Annotated in this window: 25 protein-coding genes and 2 tRNA genes; 20 read left to right on the top strand and 7 right to left on the bottom strand. The window is 71.1% G+C overall.

The features are described from left to right. The first annotated feature begins 1 nt into the window (after nucleotide 1). From JW613_RS04130 to JW613_RS04160, 7 genes are all read left to right on the top strand, one after another. Nucleotides 2-574 carry a DUF3566 domain-containing protein gene (locus JW613_RS04130; protein ID WP_099882820.1) on the top strand — a complete coding sequence of 191 codons (573 nt, stop codon included), beginning with the start codon at nucleotides 2-4 and terminating at the stop codon, nucleotides 572-574. Between the two features lie 93 nt (nucleotides 575-667). Then, nucleotides 668-741: transfer RNA gene (locus JW613_RS04135), tRNA-Ile, on the top strand. Between the two features lie 287 nt (nucleotides 742-1,028). Continuing rightward, nucleotides 1,029-1,925: a DUF5707 domain-containing protein gene (locus JW613_RS04140; protein ID WP_307865785.1), complete on the top strand. Its 897-nt coding sequence runs from the start codon at nucleotides 1,029-1,031 to the stop codon at nucleotides 1,923-1,925. Nucleotides 1,926-2,101: 176 nt separating this feature from the next. Continuing rightward, nucleotides 2,102-3,214 (top strand): YhjD/YihY/BrkB family envelope integrity protein, encoded by a 1,113-nt coding sequence (locus JW613_RS04145; protein WP_209209343.1) that lies wholly within the window; start codon nucleotides 2,102-2,104, stop codon nucleotides 3,212-3,214. Between the two features lie 162 nt (nucleotides 3,215-3,376). Further along, entirely contained in the window at nucleotides 3,377-3,511 is a 135-nt protein-coding gene (locus JW613_RS04150; RefSeq protein WP_019356762.1) for a DLW-39 family protein, read from the top strand. A 295-nt stretch (nucleotides 3,512-3,806) separates the two neighbouring features. After that, a complete protein-coding gene (locus JW613_RS04155; RefSeq protein WP_209209344.1) occupies nucleotides 3,807-5,771 on the top strand; it encodes a vWA domain-containing protein in 1,965 nt (654 codons plus the stop codon). Then, a complete protein-coding gene (locus JW613_RS04160; protein WP_209209345.1) occupies nucleotides 5,765-7,171 on the top strand; it encodes a hypothetical protein in 1,407 nt (468 codons plus the stop codon). Before JW613_RS04155 ends, JW613_RS04160 begins: the two co-directional genes overlap by 7 nt. A gap of 61 nt (nucleotides 7,172-7,232) precedes the next feature. On the opposite strand, the gene JW613_RS04165 is transcribed toward JW613_RS04160, so the two are convergent. Continuing rightward, a complete protein-coding gene (locus JW613_RS04165) occupies nucleotides 7,233-8,573 on the bottom strand; it encodes a serine/threonine protein kinase (RefSeq protein WP_209209346.1) in 1,341 nt (446 codons plus the stop codon). Nucleotides 8,574-8,628: 55 nt separating this feature from the next. Beyond that, complete coding sequence (locus JW613_RS04170; RefSeq protein WP_099882832.1) at nucleotides 8,629-9,180, bottom strand: helix-turn-helix domain-containing protein; 552 nt, start codon at nucleotides 9,178-9,180, stop codon at nucleotides 8,629-8,631. A 130-nt stretch (nucleotides 9,181-9,310) separates the two neighbouring features. Between JW613_RS04170 and JW613_RS04175 the strand changes: the two genes are divergently transcribed. Further along, nucleotides 9,311-9,383: transfer RNA gene (locus tag JW613_RS04175), tRNA-Ala, on the top strand. Between the two features lie 293 nt (nucleotides 9,384-9,676). Here the strand turns inward: JW613_RS04175 and JW613_RS04180 are convergent. Continuing rightward, on the bottom strand, nucleotides 9,677-10,579 hold the full coding sequence (locus JW613_RS04180; RefSeq protein ID WP_209209347.1) for a hypothetical protein: 903 nt from the start codon (nucleotides 10,577-10,579) through the stop codon (nucleotides 9,677-9,679). Between the two features lie 131 nt (nucleotides 10,580-10,710). Here JW613_RS04180 and JW613_RS04185 point away from each other — a divergent pair, with 131 nt between their 5' ends. From JW613_RS04185 to JW613_RS04195, 3 genes are all read left to right on the top strand, one after another. Then, nucleotides 10,711-11,943: a sensor histidine kinase gene (locus tag JW613_RS04185; protein ID WP_307865786.1), complete on the top strand. Its 1,233-nt coding sequence runs from the start codon at nucleotides 10,711-10,713 to the stop codon at nucleotides 11,941-11,943. Beyond that, nucleotides 11,940-12,599: a response regulator gene (locus JW613_RS04190; RefSeq protein ID WP_209209348.1), complete on the top strand. Its 660-nt coding sequence runs from the start codon at nucleotides 11,940-11,942 to the stop codon at nucleotides 12,597-12,599. The genes JW613_RS04185 and JW613_RS04190 overlap by 4 nt, the downstream gene beginning before the upstream one ends. 226 nt (nucleotides 12,600-12,825) lie before the next feature. Beyond that, nucleotides 12,826-13,083: a hypothetical protein gene (locus tag JW613_RS04195; protein ID WP_209209349.1), complete on the top strand. Its 258-nt coding sequence runs from the start codon at nucleotides 12,826-12,828 to the stop codon at nucleotides 13,081-13,083. A 55-nt stretch (nucleotides 13,084-13,138) separates the two neighbouring features. Here the strand turns inward: JW613_RS04195 and JW613_RS04200 are convergent, their stop codons facing one another. Both JW613_RS04200 and JW613_RS04205 read right to left on the bottom strand, forming a co-directional pair. After that, complete coding sequence (locus JW613_RS04200) at nucleotides 13,139-14,062, bottom strand: alpha/beta fold hydrolase (RefSeq protein ID WP_209209350.1); 924 nt, start codon at nucleotides 14,060-14,062, stop codon at nucleotides 13,139-13,141. A gap of 380 nt (nucleotides 14,063-14,442) precedes the next feature. After that, nucleotides 14,443-16,518, bottom strand: coding sequence for an ATP-binding protein (locus JW613_RS04205; protein WP_307865787.1), 2,076 nt, complete (start codon nucleotides 16,516-16,518; stop codon nucleotides 14,443-14,445). Nucleotides 16,519-16,746: 228 nt separating this feature from the next. Here JW613_RS04205 and JW613_RS04210 point away from each other — a divergent pair, with 228 nt between their 5' ends. Further along, nucleotides 16,747-17,328 (top strand): STAS domain-containing protein, encoded by a 582-nt coding sequence (locus JW613_RS04210; protein ID WP_209209351.1) that lies wholly within the window; start codon nucleotides 16,747-16,749, stop codon nucleotides 17,326-17,328. Nucleotides 17,329-17,377: 49 nt separating this feature from the next. Here JW613_RS04210 and JW613_RS04215 read toward each other — a convergent pair whose 3' ends face one another. After that, nucleotides 17,378-18,118, bottom strand: coding sequence for a DUF5324 family protein (locus tag JW613_RS04215; RefSeq protein WP_209209352.1), 741 nt, complete (start codon nucleotides 18,116-18,118; stop codon nucleotides 17,378-17,380). A gap of 202 nt (nucleotides 18,119-18,320) precedes the next feature. Between JW613_RS04215 and JW613_RS04220 the strand changes: the two genes are divergently transcribed. Together JW613_RS04220 and JW613_RS04225 are read left to right on the top strand one after the other, a co-directional pair. Further along, nucleotides 18,321-18,848: a peptidylprolyl isomerase gene (locus JW613_RS04220; RefSeq protein ID WP_209209353.1), complete on the top strand. Its 528-nt coding sequence runs from the start codon at nucleotides 18,321-18,323 to the stop codon at nucleotides 18,846-18,848. A 120-nt stretch (nucleotides 18,849-18,968) separates the two neighbouring features. Continuing rightward, the gene (locus tag JW613_RS04225) at nucleotides 18,969-19,868 is read left to right on the top strand and encodes a rhomboid family intramembrane serine protease (RefSeq protein ID WP_209209354.1); all 900 of its coding nucleotides are present in this window, start codon (nucleotides 18,969-18,971) and stop codon (nucleotides 19,866-19,868) included. Between the two features lie 358 nt (nucleotides 19,869-20,226). On the opposite strand, the gene crgA is transcribed toward JW613_RS04225, so the two are convergent. After that, nucleotides 20,227-20,490 (bottom strand): cell division protein CrgA, encoded by a 264-nt coding sequence (gene crgA, locus JW613_RS04230; RefSeq protein WP_099882849.1) that lies wholly within the window; start codon nucleotides 20,488-20,490, stop codon nucleotides 20,227-20,229. Nucleotides 20,491-20,592: 102 nt separating this feature from the next. On the opposite strand from crgA, the gene JW613_RS04235 reads away from it, so the two are divergent. The 6 genes from JW613_RS04235 to JW613_RS04260 all read left to right on the top strand — a co-directional run bounded on the left by JW613_RS04235 (nucleotide 20,593) and on the right by JW613_RS04260 (nucleotide 25,372). Next, nucleotides 20,593-21,330 (top strand): DUF881 domain-containing protein, encoded by a 738-nt coding sequence (locus JW613_RS04235; protein ID WP_209209355.1) that lies wholly within the window; start codon nucleotides 20,593-20,595, stop codon nucleotides 21,328-21,330. Between the two features lie 27 nt (nucleotides 21,331-21,357). Beyond that, nucleotides 21,358-22,155, top strand: a complete 798-nt coding sequence (locus tag JW613_RS04240) for a class E sortase (protein ID WP_209209356.1) — start codon at nucleotides 21,358-21,360, stop codon at nucleotides 22,153-22,155. An 88-nt stretch (nucleotides 22,156-22,243) separates the two neighbouring features. Next, complete coding sequence (locus JW613_RS04245) at nucleotides 22,244-22,459, top strand: hypothetical protein (RefSeq protein WP_209209357.1); 216 nt, start codon at nucleotides 22,244-22,246, stop codon at nucleotides 22,457-22,459. Next, nucleotides 22,456-23,127 (top strand): aminodeoxychorismate/anthranilate synthase component II, encoded by a 672-nt coding sequence (locus JW613_RS04250; RefSeq protein ID WP_209209358.1) that lies wholly within the window; start codon nucleotides 22,456-22,458, stop codon nucleotides 23,125-23,127. The genes JW613_RS04245 and JW613_RS04250 overlap by 4 nt, the downstream gene beginning before the upstream one ends. After that, a complete protein-coding gene (locus JW613_RS04255; protein ID WP_209209359.1) occupies nucleotides 23,124-24,395 on the top strand; it encodes a class E sortase in 1,272 nt (423 codons plus the stop codon). The genes JW613_RS04250 and JW613_RS04255 overlap by 4 nt, the downstream gene beginning before the upstream one ends. 59 nt (nucleotides 24,396-24,454) lie before the next feature. Next, the gene (locus JW613_RS04260) at nucleotides 24,455-25,372 is read left to right on the top strand and encodes a class E sortase (RefSeq protein WP_209209360.1); all 918 of its coding nucleotides are present in this window, start codon (nucleotides 24,455-24,457) and stop codon (nucleotides 25,370-25,372) included. Nucleotides 25,373-25,464 lie beyond the last annotated feature (92 nt).

Consider the following 25,464-nt stretch of genomic DNA (forward strand, 5'->3'; position numbering starts at 1 on the left):
CGTGAGTGGTGCTCAGCCGCAGCCGAAGGCTCAGCCGCAGGCGAAGCCCCCGTCCCCGGCCCAGCCGCAGCCCGAGCAGCAGCCGCACCGGCCGCCGCAGGCCTATCCGTCGCCGGATCCCGGGCAGGCGGGGCGGTCGGGTCGGCCGGAGCCGGGTCCGGAAGCCGTACGCAAGCCCCGCACCGGGGCGCGTACGGTTCCGCGGACGCGCAAGGCCCGGCTGCGGGTGGCGAAGGCCGACCCCTGGTCGGTGATGAAGGTCAGCTTCCTGCTGGCCGTCGCGCTGGGGGTGTGCACCGTCGTGGCGGTCGCCGTGCTGTGGATGGTGATGGACGCGATGGGCGTCTTCTCCACCCTGGGCGGCACCGTCAGCGAGGCCACCAGCGCCGAGGGCAACGGCGGTTTCGATCTGGAGACCTTCCTCTCGCTGCCCCGCGTCCTGCTCTTCACCTCGCTCATCGCGGTGATCAACGTGGTGCTGGCCACCGCGCTGGCCACCCTGGGTGCCTTCATCTACAACCTCTCGGCCGGCTTCGTCGGCGGCGTCGAGCTGACGCTGGCCGAGGACGAGTAGGCGCCCCGCCCCGGTCCGCGGGAGCCGTCCCCGGGCCCCCGTGGAACCGATTTGGGACCACGGCTGAAGTGCGCTAACCTTTCTGTGCAGCGCGCGGCTATAGCTCAGACGGTTAGAGCGCTTCCCTGATAAGGAAGAGGCCCCAGGTTCAAGTCCTGGTAGCCGCACAGTGGCAAAACGCAAGAACGGAAGGCCCGGCCCCTCGGAAGAGGGACCGGGCCTTCTGCGTGCCGTGTGTGGTTCCCGGTGACGGTGGGTGGCGGGCGAGTGTGGTGCTGCTGATGGAGACAAAAGAGTCCTTGTCCGCAAAGAGCTCTCTTTCTCGACTGTCGTGCAACCTTCTGGGGCTTTCGAGGATCTCCTTCCCCGAGTCAACAGACTCCTTCGAAACTTGGGCCCTTCCACGAGCAGCCGGCTCGCGGGGCCCCTTCTCCACTTGGGGAAACACATGCGTATGCGTGCCACTGCCGCCGCCGTGAGCGGTGCCCTGGCTCTGTCCGCTCTCGCGATACCGGCCGCCCTCGCTGCCGAGGCGCCGGCGAAGGACGCGGGTGCGGCGGTCCGCGCCGCCCACGACGCCGACGTGCGCAAGGCCGCCTCCACGCAGCGTGAGGCCGCCCCGTTCGGGATGCGCGCCACCACGCCCGACGACGGCTACGGCGACACGACGGTCTCCGACGTCGTGGTCAACGGTGGCAAGGACGTGGTGCTCGGCACCACCAAGACCAAGACGGTGACGGTCTCCTACAAGGTGACCGACGACTCCGGTGTCGCCTGGGCCGATTCCGTGCTGTGGCACGGTTCGAGCGTGGACGACATCGATACCGGTGTCCTGGCGAACGAGGACGAGGCCACCTGTACGGTGACCTCGGCCACCACCGCCACCTGCAAGCAGACCTTCACCATCGACCCGCAGGTGGATCTGTTCAACGCGGCTGCGGGCACCTGGAAGGTAGCGGTCATCGCGCAGGGCAACGACGCGGACTGGGTGGACCGGGACGTCGCGAAGACGTTCGCGATGAAGCGCTACTCCAAGCTCACCGTGAACGCTTCCCCGGAGCCGGTGAAGAAGGGCCGGACGATCACCATCTCCGGCTACCTCTCCCGGGCCAACTGGGACACCTCCAAGTACGCGGGCTACACCAAGCAGGCGGTGAAGCTCCAGTCGCGTCCGATGAGCGGCGGCAGCTACGCCACGCTCAAGTCGTACACCAGCGGCAGCGGTTCGTCCGCCGGGAAGGTCAAGACCACCCGTACCGCGGGCAAGGACACCTGCTGGCGCTACTCCTTCGCCGGTACCTCGACCACGCCGTCGGTCACCTCGAAGGGCGACTGCGTGGACGTCCGCTGAGCGCCGCCCGAGGGATGGGGGAGTGACGGGGCGGGCCACGGCCGTCGAGCCGCCGGCCCGCCCCGGTCCCGGCCCGCCGGCGCCGCCGACGTTTGCGCCACTGCGGGCCCTGGTACCGGTAGCGCGTCCTGACCGTCGGCGCCGACGAGCGCCTCCTCGGCGAGCGGAGTGCTGTGATGACCGGTCCCGATCCCGGGCCGCGGCCCGAGAACGAGCCTGAGCACGGGCAGGAGCCCGGGCGCGCCCCCGAGCACGAACCGGAGCGCGGGCCCGAGAGGGAGCCAGAGAAGCCAGAGCCCGCGGCCGTGCGGGATCCCGAACGGGAGAAGACGTCCGGCCGGCGGCCCGAGGGGCCACCGCACGCGCGCAGCGGCACCCTCGGGCAGACGCTCAAGCGCACCCTGACCGAGTTCAAGGAGGACAACCTCTCCGACACGGCCGCGGCGCTCACCTACTACTCGGTGTTGTCGATCTTCCCCGCGCTGATCGCGCTGCTCTCGCTGGTCAGCCTGGTGATGAGCCCGAAGAAGATCATCAGTACCTTGAACGACCTGGTCAGCTCGATCGGCCCGGCGTCCGCCGTCGACACGTTCAAGAAGCCGATCGAGTCCATGGCCTCCGGCTCCGGCACCCCCACCGTGCTGCTGATCGTCGGCGCTCTGGGTGCGCTGTGGACGGCCTCCGGGTACGTCGGAGCCTTCATCCGCGCCTCGAACGTGATCTACGAGGTGGAGGAGGGCCGCTCCGTCTTCAAGCTGCGGCCCGTGCAGCTGCTGGTGACGCTGATCGCGGTGCTGCTCCAGGCGCTGGTGCTGATCGCGCTGGTGATCAGCGGGCCGCTGGCGAAGAAGGCCGGGGACGCGCTGGGCGCCGGGGACGCGGCGGTGACCGCGTGGAACTGGGCCAAATGGCCGGTGATGGTGCTCGTGGTCATCCTGATCATCGCGGTGCTGTACTACGCCTCGCCCAATGTGCGCATCCGTGGTTTCACCTCGGTGCTGCCCGGTGCCGCGCTGGCGCTGCTGGTGTGGCTGATCGCCTCGGTGGGGTTCGCGTTCTACGTGGCGAACTTCGGGTCGTACAACAAGACGTACGGCACGCTGGGTGGGGTCGTGGTCTTCCTGGTGTGGCTGTGGATCACCAATCTGGCCATCGTGCTGGGTGCCGAGTTCAACTCCGAGCGGGAGCGCGGCCGGCAGCTGGGCGAGGGTGTGCCCGGCGCCGAGCGGGAGATCCAGCTGGAGGAGCGTTCCAGTGCGAAGCGGAAGAAGCGCTCGCGGACCGCGTGAGGCGGCGTCGGCGGTGGTCTGTGCCGCACCTCGGCGTCCGGCCCGGAAAACCGCAGACGGCACGTCGGGGCGCCGCCGGGCCGACCCGGCTGTACGGGGAGGCTGTTGGGTATCATCGGCCGCCAGAGAGGTCCCAATGTCTATGAAGGACGAGGTAGCGCGGTGAAGAAGCTTTTCCTGGTCGCACTGGCCGCCATCGGCGGTCTCCTCGTGTACCGCCAGATCCAGGCGGACCGCGCCGAGCAGGATCTGTGGACGGAGGCGACCGACTCCGTGCCCGCAGGTTCGGGTGTGTAACCCCAGCGAACAGTGAACGAGAGGCCCCGGCCGCCCATGGCGACCGGGGCCTCCGTCATGGTCGGCGTCCCTGAGTGAGCGGACCGCCAGCGGTGGAAGCCCTGAATCAGCCCCTGTTCTGCGGGATTTCGGGGTGGCGGGCGGTGCGGGGGCAGGACGGCGTACAGCGGGAGCGCTGTTGCCGTACCGTGACACATTCCCCCTTGTTGCTTGCTCCTGCAAAGCAATACCGTGCTCAAGCAAAGCTGCCGCAGGCGAGCTGGAGACCGAGCAGAGGTCCGAGGGGGACGAAGGTATGCCACCAGTGCGAAACCGCCTGGCCGTAGGGGTGACGGGCGGGGCGCTGCTCGCCCTGATCACCGGGCTCCTGGCGGGGGCCGCCACCCACCCCGCCGTAGCGGCCCCGGCCGACCCGGGCACCGACCCGCTCGCCCGGAACTCGCTGGAGATCGTGCTGGACTCCTCGGGCTCCATGGCGGAGCGGGACGACTCGGGGCGGACCCGGATGCAGTCCGCGCGCAAGGCGGTCGGCACGCTCGTCGACAGCCTGCCCGACGCCTACCCGACCGGGCTGCGTGTCTACGGTGCCGACAAGACCGACAGCTGCACCGACACCCGGCTCGCCGAACCCGTCGGGCCGCTGGAGCGGGAACGCATCAAGAAGGCCGTCGCGAAGGTGCGGCCCAGGGGCGAGACGCCCATCGGCCACTCCCTGCGGAAGGCCGCCGCCGACCTGCCCGAGGCGCCGGAGAACGGGTTCGGCCGCCGCACCATCGTGCTGGTCTCCGACGGCGAGGACACCTGCGGGACGCCGAAGCCCTGCGAGGTCGCCGAGGAGCTGTCCAGGGACGGGCTCGATCTGCGGATCGACGCCATCGGCTTCCAGGTGCGGGGCAAGGCCCGCGAGCAGCTGGAGTGCATCGCCCGGGCCGGGCACGGCACGTACTACGACGCCCCGAAGGCCGACGACCTGGCCCGCGAACTCGAACGCGCCGGCCGGCAGTCGGCCGACGGCTACCGCTTCGAGGGCGAGCGGGTCGCCGGGAGCCGCTCCTCCGCCGACGCCCCCACGCTGCGCGCCCCCGGCCAGTACCTGGACACCATCGGGCCCGGCGAGACCCGCTGGTACGCCACCGAGCTGGACGGCGCAGCGGCGGCGAAGGCCGTGGACTTCGCCGCCACGGGCGTCCCGCAGCCCGGGTCGCGGGTGGGCCGGCTGGACGGGCTGGAGCTGACGCTGCGCAGCGCCGACGGCAGCAGCTGCGGCAGCGACCGGTCCTGGTTCGAACAGGACGAGGGCGGCACCCCGGTCACCGCGGCCGTCAGCCGCATCCCCGGCAAGGACGGCAGCCGCGACTGCGACCGGCCGGGCCGGTTCACCTTCGAGCTGACCCGCGAGACCGCCGAGGGCTCCGACCGGGCGCGCTGGCCCGTGGAGCTGCGGCTCGGCACCGAGCGGCCGCTGCCCGCGGGGGCGACGCCGGCCCGCGCGGAGACCGGGTACCGGGGTGGCGGCAAGGACGCCACGCTGCCGACCGGAACGCCCAGGGACATCGAGGGCGGCACCGGCTTCAACGACGCCGAGAAACTGAAGAAGGGCGTCTGGCGCGACACCCTGGTGCCCGCCCAGACCCGCTGGTACCGGGTCCCGGTGGGCTGGAACCAGCAGCTGCGCTACGACGTGGAGTTCGCCAACGAGCCGGAGCGCCGAAAGAACGGCGCCTCTTTCTCGTACGTGCGGACCCGGCTGTACGCACCCGGGCGGCTGCCGATCGGCGACGGGCCGGAGTTCACCGCGCGGCGGCCCTACCGGGGTGACCCGGTGAAGGTGTCGCAGGGTACGGTGCCCGTCTCCTGGCAGAACCGGGCGGAGCCGTCGAGCTTCGTGCAGCCCGTGCGGCGCGGCGGCGAGTACTACATCGCCGTCACGCTGGGCGCCGGAGCCGCCCGGATCGCCGACAACGCCGCCGTCCGTGTCGTGCTGCGCGTCGACGTCAAGGGCCGGGCGAAGCAGGGGCCCGAGCACGACGCCCCGTTCGCCGGTGCGCAGGCAGCGGCCGACGGCGCCGCCACCGCCGGTACCGGTACCGGCGGCGGTGGCGGGGACGGGAAGCAGGCGGGGGACTCCGGCCCGCACCCGGCCGTGTCGGCGGGCGGCGGAGCCGCGGCCGTGCTGCTGCTGGCAGGAGGGGTCTGGTACGCGCTGCACCGCCGTGCCAGGGTCCGGAGCGTGAACGCGACGAGGGGTGGAACGTGGTGACTCGGCACAACTACCGGCTCAGGGGCCGTGCGGGCGCGCTGTCGGCCGTGCTGTGTGTGACTGCGGCGGCCCTGGGCGCGGCAGCGCCGGGCGCGTGGGCGGCGGGCGAACCGCGCCCCTACCGGACGGCCGAGGACGCCAAGAAGGTGACCGGCACCTCCAGCAGCGCGGACGCGCCCAAGGTGGCGCCCGGTCTTTTCACCGACCGCATCGAGCCGGGCGAGGAGAAGTACTACGCCCTCGACCTGGACGCCTCCTCCGACGTCCACATCACCGCCACCGGGATCCCGGACCCCGGCACCAGGATCACCTTCCGGGACGGTCTGAAGGTGACGCTGCAGAACACCGACGGCGACCGCTGCGACCAGGGCACGACCAAGGGCTCCGGCGACACCGCCTTCCCGCTCTCCGCCCACGCCGCCCGGCTGATGGGCGACCCCGCCGGCGAGACCTGCCGCACCAAGGGCCCCTACCTCGTGCACGTCGTCCGCGAGGAGGGCGACAACTCCGACCCGAGCTCATGGCCGCTGGAGCTGTCGGTCATGGAGGAGCCCGGGCTCAAGGGCGCCGTCCCCGCCCCGCGGCCGGGCGCCGAGGAGGAGACCGACGACAACAACACCCGCCCGGCGGTGCCCTCGTCGGCGGCGCGGACCCGCAAGGGCGGCACCGGCTTCAACGACGCACGCGCGCTCGGCGACGGTGTCTGGAAGGACCGCCTGCGGCCGGGCGAGACCCGCTACTTCCGGGTGCCCGTCGACTGGGGTCAGCGGCTGTACGCGCGCGTGGAGGTGCCCAACTCGGCGCGGCAGGACGACACCGGCAGCACGTTCCTGCCCCACGGCTTCCGGATGAACGTCTACAACCCGGCGCGCTCCCCCCTCTACAACGAGGACTTCCGAAGCTACGACGGGGACGGCGCCGAGTTCGACCGGTACAGCAACCCGGTCCGCTACGAGAACCGCTTCCTCGACCTCGACACCGTCTCCGGGACCCGCTTCGCCGGCTGGTACTACGTGGCCGTCACCGTCGGCCCGGACATGGTCAAGCCGTTCCCCGACGGCACCCCTGTCACCCTGCGGATCGCCGTCAAGGGGCACCCCAGGCCCGCTCCGTCCTACGACGGGGACGCCGCTGCGGCGGGGTTCGGGGTCGACGGCCAGGACCGGGAGATGGCCGAGAAGGGCCTGACCGAGGCCCAGGCCGACGACAACGCGACGCTGCGGACGTTCGGGTGGGTCGGCGTCGGCGCGGGCACCGCGCTGCTGCTCGTACTCGCCGCGTGGCTGCTGCTGGCCCGACGCAGCGCGAAGGCGCAGCTGCCTGCGCAGGTGCCGGTGCAGATGCCGGCACAGGCGCCGGTGCCACCCGCGGCCCAGCCGTGGGACCGCCCCCAGCGGTGAACCCGCCGCCCCGCTGTGCCCCCCGGTCGCCTCTGGCGGAACGGTTCGGCACGGCGGGCGGCTAACCGGCGACGGTGAGGGCCCAGACGCCCGCGACCAGGCAGGCCAGAGCGACCACCAGCACCGGTATGGCGACCTTCGGCGGGGGGCCGGGCCTGCGTACGGGAGCAGCCGGGGCGGCGGGCTGCCCGGCCGGGGGCCGGAGGGGCTGGTACGCCGGGTAGGGATGGGCCGGCCCCCCGCCGCCCGCGACGGGCGGGTACGGGTCGGGCTGCCGGGACGTGGGGGTCGGCGGCGTGCTCGGCTGCGCGGACGCCGGCAGTGACGGCGCAACCGGTGGCGGAGCGGCGGCCCCGGTGGCGGCCCCGGCGGTGGCCACGGAAGCGGCAGGCGCGGGCGTGGGCGTCGGTGCGGGTGGTCGCAGCGGGAAGCTCCCGGTGTCGGACGGTTGCGGCGGCGCCTGCGGCAGGCCGGGGCCGGCGGTCGATGCGGGGGCGTCCCTGTCCGGCGGGGAGGCACCGTCCAGCGGACCGTCCGGGCCGAAGCCCTCCGGCAGCGGGCCGAGATGATCGAAGACCTCGACCGTCTCCTGCTCCACCGTCGCGTCCCCGTCCAGCAGCTCCACCGCGCCCAGCAGTGCCTTGCGCGCGCCTGTCGCGGTGCGGAAGCGCGCGGCGGGGTCGGGCTGCAGCAGCTGGCCCAGCACCTGCCACAGCGGTTCGGGCACCCCCTCGGGAGCGGCGGGCACACCGTTCTCGTACTGCTCGAACAGCTCCTGCGAGTCCGGTTTCCGGCCGGTGAGCAGATAGAGCCCCACCAGTCCGACCGCGTACAGGTCGGAGGGGAAGTCGGCCTCGGCGTTCAGCAGCTGCTCGGGCGCGAAGTAACCGGGCGTACCGACGACGTAGTCGGTCTCGGTCAGGCGGGGCTCGCCCTTGCGTACGGAGATCCCGAAGTCCGACAGCCGCAGGTGCGGGCGGCCGGTGCCGGTGGGTTCCAGCAGGATGTTCGCCGGTTTGATGTCCCGGTGCACCACGTTCTCGGCGTGCACGGCGGCCAGACCGGAGAGCAACTGGTCGAGCAAGGTGCACACGAACGTGGGAGGCAACGGCCCGTAGTCGCCCACGAGATGGGCCAGCGACCCGCCCCGGACCAGGGCCATGGTGAACAGGACCTTCTCGTCGTCGGCCGCCCAGCTCGCCGGGGCCAGCACATGCGGGTGGTCGATGCGCAGCGACTGCTCGCGCACGAAGCGCAGCAGAGTGTGGGCGTCGGACTGCTGGAGCACCTTGGCGGCCACGTACCGCTTGCGCCGGTGGTCCCAGGCGCGCCAGACCATGCCGACGCCGCCGCGACCGATCGGATCGATCAGCTCGTACCTGCCGGCGAAGATCTCTCCCATGGTGCTGCGCCTGCCCCCTGCTTCCGCGGCTTCCGCTCCGTGCGTCCCGTGCTGATCAGCTCTGGTGCGCCTCGTAGTGCTTGACGGCGTCCGCGGTGCGGCCCGCACCGTAGACCCGGAGGAACTCTGCCAGCTCCGGGTGGGAGGGGGCGAGCGCGTTCGACGCCTCGATGATGTCGGCGGCGTCCGAGACCGAGCGCAGCAGGGCCTGGATCTCGCGTACGACGCGCTTGACGGGGGTCTGGGAGGCGCCGGAGGAGGAGGTCTGGGCGGTGTTGTTGAGCACACTGCCGCCCGCGGTGCGTCGGATCTCGTCCATCCGGTTCGTCGCGTCCGCCGCGCTGACATCGCCGCGCGCCACCTCGGCGGCCAGCTCCTGGAGGGCCTGGACGCGCTGGACGACGGCCGGGTTCCCGATCTTTGCCCGCTGCCCGCTCATGAGCTGCGAAAGCATAGGAGCGGACAGTCCCAGCACCGTCGCGAGGCGTGCCTGGTTGAGTCCCAGATCCTCGATCAGCCGACGGAAGAGAGTCCCCAACGGCTCGCCGTACCACTGACTCTGGAGCTCGCGCGCCTTCGCTGTCGGGTCCTGTGCTGCTGCGTCCATGGCGTCTCCCCTGGGCTGCCCTGTTTCACTTCGCTCGCGCGAACTTGCGGTGCATCCTACGGACGGTGACAGGGGCGGGGCGATACCCGGTCGGAATTCGCCCGCCGGAGCCGGTACCCTGGTGCCCGACGGGGCCATAGCTCAGTTGGTAGAGCGCTGTCTTTGCATGGCAGATGTCAGGGGTTCGACTCCCCTTGGCTCCACGTCATGAGGGGCCGTCCGGCCTGCAGGAATGCGGGCCGGACGGCCCCTTCGTGTTCGTAGGGCGACACGGTGCCGACGCCGGACTGCCGTACGGTGCGCACCGTGGCATCGATCACAAAGCGGGAGAAAAGCGACGGCGCGCGAGCTGCACCGTGCTGCTGCGGGCCGGCGGGGTGAGGTCGCGAAGGCGGAGAGAGCCGCTGTGAGCAGGGCTTTCGGGGAAGCACGCGCGGAGCGGGCAAGGCCGGTTCGCGGAACCCGTGGCACGGGCCGGGACTTTCCTGGTCCTGGCTCAGCTCCGGCTCGGCTGGAGCCCGAGCGGCGGCCTGTAAGGGATGGGTCGGCCGGTGAGCGCGTCGAGCAGAGGGCGATTGCCCACGGCTCGTTGCAGTTTCACCGTGACCCGCTCGAAGATTGCCTCTTTGGTGCACAGGTCGCCAGGCTTGCGGTCCTTGTCGGGCTTCACGGAGCCCGACAGCACCACACTGCCGCGTGTTTCCAGTACGTCCACCACGACCCCCTTGTCGCAGGCGCCGTGCTGGGCAGCCACGGTCACCGACCGCCCGTCGGGGGAGAGTGCGAGCAACTGTCTCACCGGGTGTCCGGGGACGTCGGTGGTCCGTTCGATCGGCGACCTGGGGAGTTTCGACGGGGTGACAGCGGGCTGTTTCAGCGGAGAGTCGTAGCCCTCCAGGTTGAACAGCCAGGCCGGGACCACCGCCGGGCCACGGCTGGTGGTCACGCTCATTGCGCCCAGCCTTGCCCCGGTCACGGTCAGGTGCGGCTCGGTGTGGTGGGGCGTCAGGGTTTTGTACGCCTCCTTCGCCGCCAACAGCGGCCGGGTGAGCGAACCATCCCCGCGCCAGGTCACCCGGCCGTCCTTCCTCCCGTTGCCCGGCAGTTGGCCCCGCAGAACGAAGCTTCGGGCCCGGTAGGCCTGTTTGTCGGCCTTGCCTCGAAGGCCGCCCTGTGGCAGCTGGGTCACCTCACCCAAAGGGTGGTAGCCGGAGCGCCATGCGGCGGCTGCAGCTGACCCGTCCCAGGCTGCTGCGACCTGCCGTGCGCGGTGGTCCCGCTCCTGCGATTCGCCGCCGCCATCCGGCTGCCGGCTGCCGCAGCCGGTGGCCATCAGCAGGGCGGTGGCCAGGGCAGCCGCAACGACCAGTTCGACGGGGCGCGCTGACCTGACCCGCATATGACCTCCGGAAGGACGGTGCGGCAAGCCGACTGGTTGTTGAGACGAGGCGCACCCGGGACGGGTTCCACCGGCTGCGGACGGAGGAGACGGTCGACGTCGGCGGTTGACGCCGTCACTACACTTTCTCGGTGATCAGTCTTCGGAGGCGCGTGGGGCTTCGGAGGGGGGCGGAGCTGTGGCGCCGACTGGACCCCACGGTCCGGGATCTTCCCCTCGCGCTGCTGCTTCTCGCCACGTCGTTCGTGCCGGCGCTGCACAGCCACGGGACCCAGCTCGGCGGTCTGCCGCACCGCTCCTTCGACGCACTGGCCGTGGCCGCGGTCGCCCTCGAATCCCTCCCGCTCGCCGTGCGGCGGCGGTGGCCGCTGGTGTGCCTCGCCCTGGCGTCGCTCGGCTTCGTCGCCGATCAGCTCCGCGGCTACCACTCGCTTGCGGGCACCGGATTCTCCGTCGCGCTGCTGAGCGCGGGGGCCCACCTGGGGCGGCACCGTCGCGTCACCGTGCTCGTCCTCTCCACGGCGTATGCGGCGCTGGTGTTCGCGTTCGACCGGCTCGGTGGGACCGAGGGGCTGGACGGCTACGCGACGTTCTACCTGGCGACGGCCTTCGTATGGGGGATCGGGGCGTGGCTGCGCTCCACCCGCGCCGCGGAGGCCGAACGCCGCCGTCGCGTCGCCGAGGAAACCCGCGCCGCCGAGCGCGCCCGCATCGCGGCGGAGCTTCACGACGTGGTGACCCACCATGTGACGGCGATGGTGGTGCAGACCGAGGCGGCACGCTGTCTGACTGCCGCACCCGACCGCCTGGACCAGTCACTGGCCAGCGTCACCGACACCGGCCGACGGGCCCTGACCGACCTCCGCCATCTGCTCGACCTGCTCAACCCCGGCCACGGCACCGGGGACGGGTCCGGGGTCGGCGCCGGGTCCGGGGCTGGGTCCGGGGAGCCGCCCGTCGATGGATTCCTCGGCCTCGTGGAGCAGACACGGCGGGCCGGGCATCCGGTGGACTTCACCGAGGAGGGCACACCGGCGGAGTCGACCGGCAGCGCCGAACTCGTGGCCTACCGGGTCGTTCAGGAGGCCCTGACGAACGCCCTCAAGTACGCGGACGGCGACCGCACATCGGTTCGGGTGCGCCACGGTGCGAGGGACATCGCTGTGGAGGTGCACACCGACGGTTCCGGCCCGCCGCGGAACGGAACCACGGGGGCGGCCACAGGCGGGAGTGGGCGGGGCCTTGCCGGGCTCCGCGAGCGGGTGTCCGTGCTGGACGGAGACTTCAGCGCCGGTCCGCGCACGGGCGGCGGCTTCGTCGTGCGGGCACGGATACCGGTGCCGACGGGAGGCGGCGCGTCGTGACCGCACCGATCCGGGTTCTGGTCTGCGACGACCAAGTGCTGGTCCGTACCGGACTGGTGACGATCATCGACGCGCAACCCGACCTCACGGTGGCGGGCGAGTGTGCGGACGGACAGGCCGCCGTCCAGCTGGTCGACCGACTGCGCCCGGACATCGTGGTGATGGACGTCCGTATGCCGGTGCTCGACGGTATCGAGGCCACCCGCCTGATCGCCGGCGCCGGGGTGCCCGACCCCGTCAAGGTGCTCGTGGTGACGACGTTCAACCTGGACAAGTACGTCTATGAGGCGCTGCGCGCGGGTGCGAGCGGGTTTCTGCTCAAGGACGCACCGCCGGCCCAGCTGCTGCACGGGATCCGCACCGTCGCCACGGGTGCGGCACTGCTGGATCCTGAGGTGACGCGCCGGCTCGTGGGCACGTACGCCTCCCGTATCCGGCCCGTCGGTGGCACTCCGGACGACATTCCGCTGACGCCCCGGGAGTTGGAGGTCCTCCGCCTCATCGCCGACGGACTCTCCAACAGCGAGATCGCCGCCTCCCTGGTGATCAGCCAGGAGACCGTCAAGACCTTCGTGTCACGCATCCTCGGCAAACTCGAACTCCGCGACCGCGTCCAGGCGGTCGTCTACGCCTACCGCCGAGGACTGGTGACCTGAGCCGTGTCGTTCAAAGGACCGCGGGCCGTTCCACCGGATGCGGCACCTCGCCGCTGTACTGCCCATGGTCGCCGTTCGTCGGCGTTCGTCGCCGTTGTCCGCCACTGCCCGCCGTTGTTCGGCGGAAGCAACCCGTCCGGGTGTGTGGCTGTCCTACCGGGCGTCGTGCCCACAGGGCCGGTCTCCGCCGACCCGTAGCAGCAAACCGACTGGAAAGTGGTGTCCCATGGAGCTCGATCCCGACCTCTGCCTGGAAGTTCCGGAGGGTTTCGACGATTCGGACGCCGAGACCGGGGTGCATCCCATCGCCAGGAAGCTCTTCCATGGGACAACCGCCGCGGAAGTCTTCAGGAAGGCCCATGAGTGGGTGGGGGAGCAAGACGTCTTCCTGGTGGACGTGTCCTGGGATTACCTGCACGACGAGGACGAGCCCTACTGGCTGACCATCTATTTCCGGTTCGAGCTGGATCCCGAAGACGCCTGACACCACACCATCAGCCGGACCCGCGGCGGACCGACGGCGAAGGTCCACCTCCGGTTCAGCGCGTGGTGGCCTGCGCGGCGACGCGCTGAACGGCCTTGACGGCGACATCGGGCTGATCGACGTAGATGTAGTGCCCGCTCTTCTCGGCGACGCTCAGCCGGCTGTTGCCGGAGAGCTTGAGCCACTCGCGCTGGCCCTGGGTCCAGGACCGCTCCAGGGCCGGCCCGTACTCGGGGACGGCCGCGAGGTACGGCTTCCCATGCTTGACCACCGCGACCGGGATGTCCCCGGCGGCGCGGACCTCCCCGTCAGGTATCCGCAGCTGCTCCGGGTTCTTGCCCTTGAAGATCGCGAGGGACTGCGCGCGCAGTTTCGCTGCTTCGCCGGTGGCGGAGGCGGGAATGGCGTGGGTGACATCGGCGGTGTTCGTCGGCGAGGTGGCGTCCAGCAGGGCCAGTCCCTTGACCTTGTCCTGGTGGTCGGGTGCGTAGCGGGCGGCGATGATGCCACCCAGGGAGTGGCCCGCCAGGACGACCGGGCGGTCACCGGCGACCTGGTGGAGCACGCCGGTGAGGATCTTCCCGGTGCTCTTGAAGGTCTGCGGACCCGACGGCTTGTCGCTGGCCCCCTGGCCGAGCCGGTCGTAGGAACAGACGCGGTCCTTCTTGCTCAAGGTCTTCTGGAGACCGGCCATCTTCTTGAGATCGTCGCCGCCTCCGGACAGCAGGACGATGACGGGCCTGTCGTCGGCCGGCGTACCCGAGCAGGACACGTTCACCGAGTGGCCGGCCACCGTGATCTTCTCCGTCCCGGTCAGCAGCTTTCCCTCGGCGTCGGCGGCTTTCCTCTCCGCGGAGGAGCTTTCGGAGGGCTTGGCGTCCGCATTCGACGAGTCGTCGCAACCGACGAGTGCGATACCGCCCACAGAGCAGCAGAGCGCGATCACAGCGGGAGCCTTGAGGGTGGTGAGGCGGGTCATGGTGTCTCCTGGCACAAGGAATTACTGGGAATCGACGTGAAGACAGCCGCATCACGCAGTGGCGCACCTGCGGCGAGCAGCAGTGGACGCCGCACCGCACCAGACGCCGCCCGCGGCGCCATGAGGCGTCGTCACCGGTGGGTTCGAGCGGCTGCGGCTGCACAGCACGCTATGGACTCGGCGGCCCGAAATCGTCACCACGCGGTGGACACTTATGCGTAGCTCTCACGGGGGACAGAGCCTGGTTCCGGGCGAACTGTGTGTGGACGGTGTTGCGGTTCCTGTGCTCCGACAGCCGGGTCATCAGCTCCAGCGGTGTGAACGGGGCGACCGGGGCCACGAGCCCGTGCTCCGTGCGGTCCCACGCCACCTCGTCCCTTTCATGGGGGCTCTTCCAGGGGCGGGTCCGGGTCCGGGTCGGTGACCCAGGCCAGTGCCTGGTCGCGGTCGGCGTGCAGCGCCTTGTGGAAGAGCGCCTCGTACCCGGCGTCGCCGAGCCGGGCCCGGGCAGCCGCCTGGCCCTCCTCGCGCAGCGGGGCCATTTCGGGGGTGCCGCGCTGCGGGTGCCCCACCATCTGCCAGTGCTGGGCGCCGGCGCCGTACGCGAGGGCGGCACGTTCCGGCTCGCCCTGCAGGGCCCAGGCCGTGGCCAGCAGCTCCAGCCCCAGCGCGATGCCCATGCGGTCGCGGATGCGCTGCTTGGCGCGGAGCATGTCCCGTGCGTGCGCACCGGCCGCGCAGACGCGGTTCTCCAACAGCGCGATCAGCGCCAGCTGGTAGTCGGTGTAGGAGCGGGTCCACAGTTCCCCGAGCCGCACGCACTCCTGGCGCAGCACTTCCGCGTCGCGGCGGGCCTCCTTGAGCCGGCCGGCGGCGGTGAGCGCGCAGACCCGCAGCAGCCGGCACAGGGTGCTGCCGAAGGTGGGCTCCTGACAGGTGCCGGCGTCGCGCAGTGCCGTCTCCGCCGCCGCCAGGGCCGCAAGTGGGCGGCCGAACAGCAGCGCGGTGAGACCCTCCAGGTGGGCGGCCTGGAACAGCCGCTCCTTGTCCCCCGCCGCGATGGCCGACCGCCTGGTCAGCTCGGCGAACGTACGGCCCGCTTCCTGGTCCCCCTGCAGCAGCCGGGCCAGCCCCAGTGACCAGATGCCCTGCGCCCGCGCCTCGCTCGACCCGTCGGTGCAGTCCAGCGCCAGCTCCAGGTAGTGGTGGGTCTCGTACAGGTGGCCGCAGCACACCCAGAAGAACGCCACGTTCCCGGCCAGCTCCAGGGCTGCCGCCGGGTCGGAGTCCAGCAGGAACCGCAGCGCCTCCCGCACATCGTGGTAGAGCTGCTCCAGCCGCCCGTACCACCACTGCTGGCGCGCTCCGAGCCACTCGGTGCGGGCCATCCGGGACAGCTCCAGGACCGCGGCGGCGTGCCGGGCGGCGAGGTGCTCGGTCTCGCCCAGTTCCCGCAGCCACATCCGGCCGTACTCGCGGATGGTGTCCAGCAGCCGGAAGCGGTCGCCCTCGGCCATGACGACCGACTTGTGCACCAGTGCGGCCAGGCAGGTGCGCAGCTCCCTGGGGTTCAGCGGCCCGCCGGTGCAGACCTGTTCGGCGAGGTCGGCGTCGAAGCTCGCGGGGAAGACGGTCAGCCGGGCCCACAGCAGCCGCTCGGTGGGCCGGCACAGCTCGTGGCTCCAGCCCACCGCTGTCCGCAGGGCGCTGTGCCGTGCGGGTCGCCGGGGGCTGTCGCAGGGGCGGGGGTGTCCAGGGGCGTCGGGCAGATCGAGCCCGGAGCGGATGCGGTCGGCCGTCTCGGCGAGCGTGTGATGGCGCAATTGCGCCGCGGCCAGTTCCAGGGCGAGCGGCACCCCGTCCAGCCGGGCGCACAGTCGCGCCGCCAGCCGTCGGTCACGGGCCTCGCGCACGGGTCTGCCGACGCTTTCGGCGCGCTGCCGGAAGAGGGTCACGGCCTCGGTGGCGGGGGCGAGCGGCGGTACGGGCAGTACGGTCTCGCGGACCGCGCCCAGTGGCTCCCGGCTGGTGGTCAGCACCGTCAGGTTCGGGCAGGCGGTGAGCAACTCGCCGATCAGATGGCGGCAGTACGGCACCAGGTGTTCGCACGAGTCGAGTACGAGGAGCACCGAGCGGTCGGCCACCCAGCCGCACAGCGCGTCCAGCGGTATGCGGGGGGTGTGGTCGGAGAGGCCGAGGGCGTCGGCCACCGTGGCGGCGAGCAGATCGTCGCCACGCAGCGGCCACAGGTCGGCCCAGTAGATGTTGGTGTACTCCTGGCGCGGGCTCGCTGCCTGGGTGTGCAGGGCGTGCAGGGCGAGCCGGGACTTCCCGACTCCGGCTCCGCCCACCAGGGTCACCAGCCGCTGTTTCCCGAGTGCTCCGGTCAGCTGAGCCAGCTCGGGCGCCCTGCCGACGAAGGAGGTTGTTTCCTCAGGGATGTTCTGCTGCTGCACAGGTCCAGTCTTCACGCCGGGCCGACCGGTAGTCGCCCACTTCGGGGTTTCTGCTGGATGAGGAGAACTCGTGAGAGTGAAGCGCCAACTCGCAAGCTGAATTAGGGTTTTACACTCGTTCGAGTGACGATGCAGGGGTGGCGCAGCGCCACCCCCAGAGGCCCTGCCTATGCTTACGGGCCGATTTCCCGGACTCCTACGGTCACAAGGTCATACGTGAGGGCACCGATGGCACCGCACCCGGACGAGAGCGGCCGCAGGCTGTCCTCCACCGAACGAGAGGAGCCCTGCGTCACCGCTGACGAGCCCAGGACCGGGCACGAGCCCTCGCTCGGGGGCGTGCCCTCGGGCGGAGACGCGCCCTTGTGCGGGGACGAGGCGTGGGCGGCCGGGGACGAGGTGTGGGACGGGGAGGAGGAAGAGGGCCCCGCGGGCACGGTGCTGACCCGCACGGAGCACGGCCGTACCGTGGTCGAACTGCAGGGCGAGATCGACCTCGCGGTGGTGCTGGACACCACACCCCAGCTGTACGCCCTGACCACGGCCCCCGCCCCGCAGCTCGTCGCCGACCTGCGGCCCGTCACCTTCATCGACTGCAGCGGCCTGGCCCTCCTCGTGGACATCCGCTCCCGGGTGCTGGCCAGCGGCGGAAGTTTCACGATGGTGTGCGCCGACCCGCGGGTGCTGCGGCTGCTGCGGATCACAGGGCTGGACGACGTACTGACTCCGGTGCCGTCACCGGACGGCCCGCGGCAGGCGGCGGACGGCGCGGCGGACGGCGAGGCCACGGTCAGGGGGCGGGAGAGCTGAGTCTCCCGCCCCCTGGCGTCACCGCTGCCGCCACCGCTCCGGGCGGCGGCTACTTCTTCTTGTCGCCGTCCTCGGACTCCGCGTCGTCCTGCTTGGCCTGGACCTCCGGGTCGAGCGCGGTGTCGTCGCCGCTCCGGGCGGGGGAGCCGTTCACGCTGGAGAGTGACGCCCGGTCGCCGACCTCCGTCGCGGCCGGCGGCTCGACCAGCCAGTCCGGGTTCGCCTGCCGGTCCCACCAGCGCCAGGCGAGATAGGCGCCGCCCGCCACGAGGCCGACCAGGCCCGCACGCCAGACGAACCGGCCGGTGCGGGAGCGCCTGCGGCGGCGCCGCGAGAGCTTCTCGATCTCCTCGACCGTCACCTGACCGCGCAGCGCGGCCACGGCGGCCGCCCCGCGCTGCGCCGCTTCCTCCCGGGCCGGGCCGGTGGCGGCACGGGCCTCCGTCACGGCGCTCTCGATGCGCGGCCCCGCGTAGGCCGCCGCCTGGCGGGCGGCCTTGCGGGTGCGCTCGGCGGCGCGGCCCGCCGCCACCTCGACCTCGGGAGGGAGGGCGTCACGAGCCTGCGCGACCCGGGGGCCGACGTAGTGTTCGTATCCTTCGCGGGCGGAGTGGCGGGCCTGCTCGGCGGCCTTGGAGACCTTCGGCCCGAGCCGCGCACTCGCCTCATGGGCGTAGCGCGCCGCGGTGTCCTTGGCTTGCCCCGCGTGGGGCTTCACCACCTCCGCGGCGTGGCGCACGCTCTCCTTGGCCGTGCCGGTCGCAGCGCGCACGCTTTCCTTGGCGGTCACGGTTCCTCCTCCTCGGTGGCTCATGACTCAGGTCAGTCTCTCCGACAACGGAGGACAGGAAGTCGTTTTTCCACCTGTTTCGAAGATCATGCCTGCCTATGCTCTGCCCGGCATCCCCCGGTCGGGCATCCGGGTCAGCCATTGCCGTCCAGCGTCCGTGGGAGGATCGGGGGAGTCAATGCAGACAGATGGAAGGTAGATCGTGGCTGAGCAACTCCACGCCACCCTGAAGACCAACCACGGCGACATCCGCGTTCAGCTCTTCCCGAACCACGCGCCGAAGACGGTCAAGAACTTCGTCGAGCTCGCCGAGGGCTCCCGCGAATGGACGCACCCCGAGACGGGTGAGAAGACCACCGCCAAGCTCTACGACGGCACCGTCTTCCACCGGGTGATCAGTGGCTTCATGATCCAGGGCGGGGACCCGCTGGGCAACGGCACCGGTGGACCCGGATACGAGTTCGGCGACGAGATCCACCCCGAGCTGGCCTTCACCAAGCCGTACCTGCTGGCCATGGCCAACGCGGGGCCCGGCACCAACGGCTCGCAGTTCTTCATCACCGTCGGCGCGACGAACTGGCTGACGGGCAAGCACACCATCTTCGGCGAGGTCGCCGACAAGGCCGGCCAGGAGGTGGTCGACGCGATCAGCGGTACGCAGACCAACCCCCGCACCGACCGCCCGCTGCAGGACGTCGTGCTGGAGTCCGTCGTCATCGAGCGCCAGTAGGACTCATCGAGCGGCAGCAGGCCCTCGTCGAGCGGCAGTGAGCCGATCGGCGGGGAACCGCACGCCCCACCCGTCCGTATTCAGGGCGGGTGGGGCGGGTGCGTACGGGACACTGGAGGGGTGAGCGTGGAGCAGGAGGGACAACCCGGGGGCGGGGCCGAAGGGCGGGCGCCGAGACATTGCTACCGGCATCCCGACCGGGAGACCGGCATCTCGTGCACGCGGTGCGAGCGACCCATCTGCCCGGAGTGCATGGTGACGGCCTCCGTCGGGTTCCAGTGCCCCGAGTGCGTCCGGTCGGGTTCGGGGACCGGACACCGTCCGGACGCGAATCGGCCCAGGACGGTAGCGGGCGGGCGTGTCACGGAGGATCCCCGGCTGGTCACCAAGGTGCTGCTGGGCCTCAACGTCGCCGTCTTCATCGCGGTGCTCTCGGTCGGCGACCGGTTGCTGGATCAGCTGCTGCTGTTCGGGCAGGCGGTGACCGAGCCGTACGGGCCGGTGGAGGGCGTCGCCGAGGGGCAGTGGTACCGGCTGCTGACCTCGATGTTCCTGCACCAGGAGTTCTGGCACATCGCGATGAACATGCTCGGCCTGTGGTTCCTGGGTCCGCCGCTGGAGGCGGCGCTGGGCCGGGTGCGCTTCCTGGGCCTGTATCTGCTCTCCGGGCTCGGCGGCGGTGCGCTCACCTTTCTCCTGGTGGCGCCGCAGCAGGCGTCGCTGGGCGCGTCCGGTGCGATCTTCGGCCTGTTCGGTGCGACGGCCGTGCTGATGCGGCGGCTGCGCTACGACATGCGGCCGATCCTCATCCTGCTGGCGATCAACCTGGTCTTCACCTTCACCTGGAAGAACATCGCCTGGGAGGCGCACGTCGGCGGCCTGGTCATGGGCGTGCTGCTGGCCTACGCGATGGTGCACGCGCCCCGCGAGAGGAGGGCGCTGGTGCAGTACGGCGCCTTCGGGCTGCTGCTGGCGGTCGTCGTGGTGCTGATCGTGGTGCGCACGATGCAACTCGGCTGAGCGGCGCACGATGCAGCTCGGCCGAGCTGGCTCCGGCTGCGCCTGAGGCGTGCCCCGGTGCGGACCGCTGCGGCTCGGCCGAGGGCGTTCGCAGCCCGGTGGACAACCGGGCTGCGAGTCCCCTTTCCGGTGCTCGGAAAGGGGCCCGGACCCGGGTTGTCCACAGCGGGTACCGAATCTTGTGCATGGCGTGGCCCGTACGGGGCCACCTTCGCTCAGGTGTGCGTTTCCCTTGCGATTCCTCGGCCGACCAGGGCCGACCGCACCGGGCGTGCGGTCACACCGGCGTCAACACCCCGAAAGTTATCCACAGATCTTGTGAGTTTTCCAAGGCTGTGGATCAGCCTGTGGATAACTCTTATTTCCACTGGGTGGAGACGACGAAGCCGGCTGCGATGAAGCCGAACCCGACCAGGATGTTCCAGTCACCCAGCGACTCGATGGGAAGCGAGGTGTCGGTGACGTAGAACACCACGATCCAGGCGAGGCCGATGCCGAACAGCGCCAGCATCAGGGGGGCGACCCAACGGCGGCCGCCGCCTCCACGCAGGTCGATGGTCGTGGCCTTCTTCTCCGGCGGGGGCGTGAAGTCCGCTTTCTTCCGGGTACGTGACTTCGGCACGAGAGACTCTCCTGTCGATGCTCTGCTGACCGCCGTACGGCCCACGGGGACGGTGGTCCGTTAGCGTAGTGCTTTCCCAGGGCGGAGGGAGACAAGGGTACGGTGACCAGATCGTTGATCCGGCCTGCACGGCTGGCCGCCATAGGCGTCTTCGCCCTCGCAGGCCTCATCTTCTGGGTCAGTTTCAACACTGCGCAAGGGACGAACATCCGCAGCGACGGTTCCATGTTGCGGCTCTCCGACCTCATCCAGGAGCGCAGTAGACAGAACGCGGAGCTCGACAGCCAGGCCGCGGCCCTCCGCCGCCAGGTCGACAGGCTCGCCCGGCGCGACGACGGCAGCACCCGGGACCAGGACCGCAAGCTCGGTGAGCTGGAGAAACTGGCGGGCCTCAAGAAGATCTCCGGCCAGGGGCTGAGCGTCACCCTCGACGACGCCCCCAGCAACGCCACCGCCAAGGTCCCCGGGTTGCCCGACCCCGAACCCAACGACCTGGTCATCCACCAGCAGGATCTGCAGGCCGTCGTCAACGCCCTCTGGCAGGGCGGGGCGAAGGGCATCAAGGTGATGGACCAGCGGCTGATCTCCACCAGCGCCGTGCGCTGCGTCGGCAACACCCTCATCCTGCAGGGCCGCGTCTACTCCCCGCCCTACAAGGTCAGCGCCGTCGGCGACCGGGAGCAGCTGCGCACCGCGCTCGACAAGGCCCCGGCCATCCGCAACTACCTCGAATACGTGGACGCCTACGGCCTCGGCTGGAAAGTCGAGGAGCACAAGGCACTGACTCTTCCCGGCTACTCGGGCACAGTGGATCTCCGGCAGGCCAAGCCCTTGGAGTGACCGTGACCGTGCGGGGAGTGGGACGGCGTGGCGTTACGAGCGGTCGTACGAATCCTCAGCGAGCTGTGCATCACCGTCGGCATCCTGATCGTGCTCTTCGTCGTCCACCTCCTGTACTGGACGGGAGTGCGGGCCGACAACGCCTCCGACGACGAGATCGCCCGGCTCCAGAAGGAGTGGTCGTCCGGTTCCGTACGAGGTGAGGGCGGCCCCGCGGGGAAGGCGGGCGGCGCGGACCCGAGCCCGGGCAGCGGCCGGGACGACGGCGAAGGACAGCCCCGGGAGGGTGTCGGCAGCGGGGCGGATCCGCGCGGCCGCAGCTCGGCGGGGCAGGCATTCCGGGACGGGAAGTCCTTCGCCGTGATGTACATCCCCCGCTTCGGCCGCGACTGGTCCCGCCCCGTCCTGGAGAACACCCGCGCCGCGACCCTGCGCAAGGGCCTCGGCCACTACTCCCGCACCGCCGGACCGGGACAGCGGGGCAACTTCGCCGTCGCCGGACACCGCCGAACCTACGGCGACCCCTTCAAGGACTTCCCGAAGCTGCGCCCCGGCGACCACGTCTTCGTCACGGACGGCGACACCTGGTACACCTACACCCTCACCCGGCGCCCCTATCGCACCCTTCCCGGTGACACAGGAGTGCTCGATCCCGTGCCCGCGCCGGTGAACAAGGCCGCCACCCCGTTCGACCGGCCCGGCCGCTATCTGACCCTCACCACCTGCGATCCGGAGTGGGGCAGCAGCCACCGGCTGATCGCCTGGGCGCGGCTGGACGCCACCCGGCCCGCGACCGAGGGGAAGCCGGACGCGCTCACCCGCTGACGCCGTACTCTGACGCCGTACTCTTTGGGTGGGCCGAACGGCACGCGTGCCCGATGTGGCGCGGGAGGAGAGAGGACGGCATCGCGGGATGTACGGCTGGATCTGGCGGCATCTGCCGGGCAACGTGTACGTACGTGCACTGATTTCGCTGGTGCTGGTGGTCGGAGTTGTCTTTCTGCTGTTCCAGTACGTCTTTCCGTGGGCGGAACCGCTGCTGCCGTTCAACGATGTGACGGTGGACGGTGCGGCCGGCTCCGTCGGTGCGGCCGGTTCCGTCGCCGAGATCGCCGGGGGTGCGGTGTGAGCGCGCGCATCCTGGTCGTCGACAACTACGACAGCTTCGTCTTCAACCTCGTCCAGTACCTCTACCAGCTCGGCGCCACCTGCGAGGTGGTCCGCAACGACGAGGTCGAAACGCGTCACGCCGAGGACGGGTTCGACGGCGTGCTCCTCTCCCCCGGCCCCGGCGCACCGGAGGAGGCCGGTGTCTGCATCGACATGGTGCGGCACTGTGCGGCCCGCGAGATCCCGGTCTTCGGCGTCTGCCTGGGCATGCAGTCGATGGCCGTCGCCTACGGCGGCGTCGTCGGCCGGGCCCCCGAACTGCTGCACGGCAAGACCTCGGTCGTCTCCCACGAGGGCGCGGGCGTCTTCGCCGGACTGCCCTCCCCCTTCACCGCCACCCGCTACCACTCGCTGGCCGTACGGGGCACGCTCCCGGCCGAACTGGAGGTCACCGCCTGGACGGCACCCGGCGGTGAGGCAGTGGACGGCGCCGACCTGGTGATGGGGCTGCGCCACCGCGAGCTGCCCGTCGAGGGAGTCCAGTTCCACCCCGAGTCCGTCCTCACCGAGGGCGGCCACCGGATGCTGGCCAACTGGCTGGTGCGGTGCGGGGACGCCGGGGCCGTGGAGCGCTCCGCGGGGCTGGGGGTGCCGCGCGGAGCCGGTCTGGGGACGGTCACCGGGTGACCACGGGCCACGGTGACGGCAGGGGGGCCGGCGGCTCCGGGAACGACCCGGAGTACGACCCGTACCGTGCGGCCGTAGACGCCCTCGCCGACCCGCTCAACGATCCGCTGCCGGGGCAGCAACCGCCCGAGCCGCAGCCGTCGGCGTCTGCGGCGCAGCCCGGGCCGCAGACGGCGGCTGACGCCCCGTACGCGGCGGAGGCGGACCGGGAGCCCGCCTGGTACGGGGCGGCCCCGTACGAGCCGTACGCGCAGCCGACACCGCCCGTGCAGCCCGCGGAGCCCGCCCGGCCGCAGCAGCGGCAGGCGGTGCCGCAGAAACTCGCGGGGGAGCCCCGGCACGAGCCGCACGCACCGGCGAGCGGCCCCGGACCGCACGGCCCCGCCACCGGGCCGGGTGCCGGGGCCGCCACCGGGCCCGAGGAGGACCGCAGCACCGTGGGGCTGCGGCGGCCGCACCTGGAGGAGCTGGCGCGCCGGAAGGGCATCGAGCCGCCCCGCACCCGGTCGCGTATCGAACGCCCGCCGGGGCCCACGCGGTTGGAGGCGCGCAGGGCGGCGCGTGCGCTGCGACCCGGCCCCGGCATCATCGCCAGCCGGGCCATCGGCGAGGTGTTCATCACCTGCGGCGTGCTGATGCTGCTGTTCGTCGCCTACCAGCTGTGGTGGACGAACGTCCTCGCCGACCAACAGGCGGGCGGTGCCACCGACAAGCTCCAGAAGCAGTGGGACGATCACAAGCCCGGCGCCGGCCCGGACCCCGAGCGCAAGGCCGGAGCCTTCAAGCCCGGCGAGGGCTTCGCGATCATCCACATCCCCAGGATCGACGTCACCGCACCCATCGCCCAGGGCGTCTCCAAGACGAAGGTCCTCGACAGGGGCATGGTCGGCCACTACGCCGAGAAGCCGTTGAAGACCGCCATGCCGTGGGACAAGAAGGGCAACTTCGCGCTCGCCGGGCACCGCAACACCCACGGCGAACCGTTCCGCTACATCAACAGACTGGAGGCCGGGGACGAGGTCGTCGTCGAGACGCAGTCGAAGTTCTACACGTACAAGGTGACGCGCCAACTCCCGTCCACCTCCCCGTCCGATACGGGGGTGATCGACCCGGTACCGCCGAAGTCGGGCTTCACCGAGCCCGGTCGCTACATCACACTGACCACCTGCACCCCCGAATTCACCTCGAAGTACCGTCTGATCGTCTGGGGCAAAATGGTGGATGAACGTCCGCGCAGCAAGGGCAAGCCGGACGCGCTCGTCGACTGACGGCCGATGGGCGGAGCCCGGCGTGACGACCAGCGAAACAGCGGCGGAGGCGGCTACAGGTGAGCGAGGGCAAGCGGGACGCTTCCGCGGGGGAGGCCGTCGACAAGACGGAGACCACTTCGGCCGAAGCGGAGGCGAACACCAACCGAACCTCCGAGCCGCCCCACGCCTCGGAGGCGGACCCCGGCTCGGAGGCAGAGCACGCCTCGGAGGCAGAGCACAGCTCACAGGCGAGGCAAGCCTCAGACGCGGAGCCCTCCGCGGGGGGTGCCCCGGACTCCGCGGCGGAGGGAAGGCCCGCGTCCCGGCGGGGGCCGATAGCCGTTGCCGTCGGCGTCTTCGGTGAACTCCTCATCACGGCGGGGCTGGTGCTCGCCCTGTTCGTCGTCTACTCGCTGTGGTGGACGAACGTCCTCGCCGACCGGCAGGCGAAGAAGGAGAGCGACAAGGTCCGCGAGCACTGGGCCGCCGACCGCGGCCCGGGGAATCTGGACACCCGGGACGGCATCGGCTTCCTGCACGCGCCGTCCATGTCGTCCGACGACATATTGGTGAAGAAGGGTACGGACCCCAAGGAGCTCAACCAGGGCATCGCGGGCTACTACACGGAGCCGGTGAAGTCGGGCCTCCCGCAGGACCAGTCGGGCAACTTCGCGCTGGCCGCGCACCGCGACGGGCACGGTGCGAAGTTCCACAACATCGACAAGATCGACGAGGGCGATCCGGTCGTCTTCGAGACCAAGAACACCTGGTACGTCTACAAGGTGTTCAAGACCCTGCCGCAGACGTCGAAGTACAACGTCGACGTGCTGGACCCGATCCCGAAGGGTTCGGGCAAGAAGCAGCGTGGCCGCTACATCACGCTGACGACGTGCACTCCCGTCTACACCTCGAAGTACCGCTACATCGTCTGGGGCGAACTCGTCCGCACCGAAGACGTCGACGAGGACCGCACACCCCCCGCCGAGCTGAAGTGAGAGTCGGCACTCCGGCCGGGCGGGGCTGAGGCCACCGGCGAACGCGCGGGGCCGAGGCCACCGGCGGAGTGGCCCCGGCCGCCGCTTGCCGC

Origin of the sequence: Streptomyces smyrnaeus (assembly GCF_017676345.1) — a bacterium.
Classification (GTDB): domain Bacteria; phylum Actinomycetota; class Actinomycetes; order Streptomycetales; family Streptomycetaceae; genus Streptomyces; species Streptomyces smyrnaeus.

What these genes read in the sequence shown, in the direction of transcription:
- JW613_RS04165 (WP_209209346.1), bottom strand. Translation starts at nt 8,573, where the DNA reads ATGGGAGAGATCTTCGCCGGCAGGTACGAGCTGATCGATCCGATCGGT.
- JW613_RS04195 (WP_209209349.1), top strand. Translation starts at nt 12,826, where the DNA reads ATGGAGCTCGATCCCGACCTCTGCCTGGAAGTTCCGGAGGGTTTCGAC.
- JW613_RS04180 (WP_209209347.1), bottom strand. Translation starts at nt 10,579, where the DNA reads ATGCGGGTCAGGTCAGCGCGCCCCGTCGAACTGGTCGTTGCGGCTGCC.
- JW613_RS04145 (WP_209209343.1), top strand. Translation starts at nt 2,102, where the DNA reads ATGACCGGTCCCGATCCCGGGCCGCGGCCCGAGAACGAGCCTGAGCAC.
- JW613_RS04245 (WP_209209357.1), top strand. Translation starts at nt 22,244, where the DNA reads ATGTACGGCTGGATCTGGCGGCATCTGCCGGGCAACGTGTACGTACGT.
- JW613_RS04140 (WP_307865785.1), top strand. Translation starts at nt 1,029, where the DNA reads ATGCGTGCCACTGCCGCCGCCGTGAGCGGTGCCCTGGCTCTGTCCGCT.
- JW613_RS04155 (WP_209209344.1), top strand. Translation starts at nt 3,807, where the DNA reads ATGCCACCAGTGCGAAACCGCCTGGCCGTAGGGGTGACGGGCGGGGCG.
- JW613_RS04200 (WP_209209350.1), bottom strand. Translation starts at nt 14,062, where the DNA reads ATGACCCGCCTCACCACCCTCAAGGCTCCCGCTGTGATCGCGCTCTGC.
- JW613_RS04170 (WP_099882832.1), bottom strand. Translation starts at nt 9,180, where the DNA reads ATGGACGCAGCAGCACAGGACCCGACAGCGAAGGCGCGCGAGCTCCAG.
- JW613_RS04210 (WP_209209351.1), top strand. Translation starts at nt 16,747, where the DNA reads ATGGCACCGCACCCGGACGAGAGCGGCCGCAGGCTGTCCTCCACCGAA.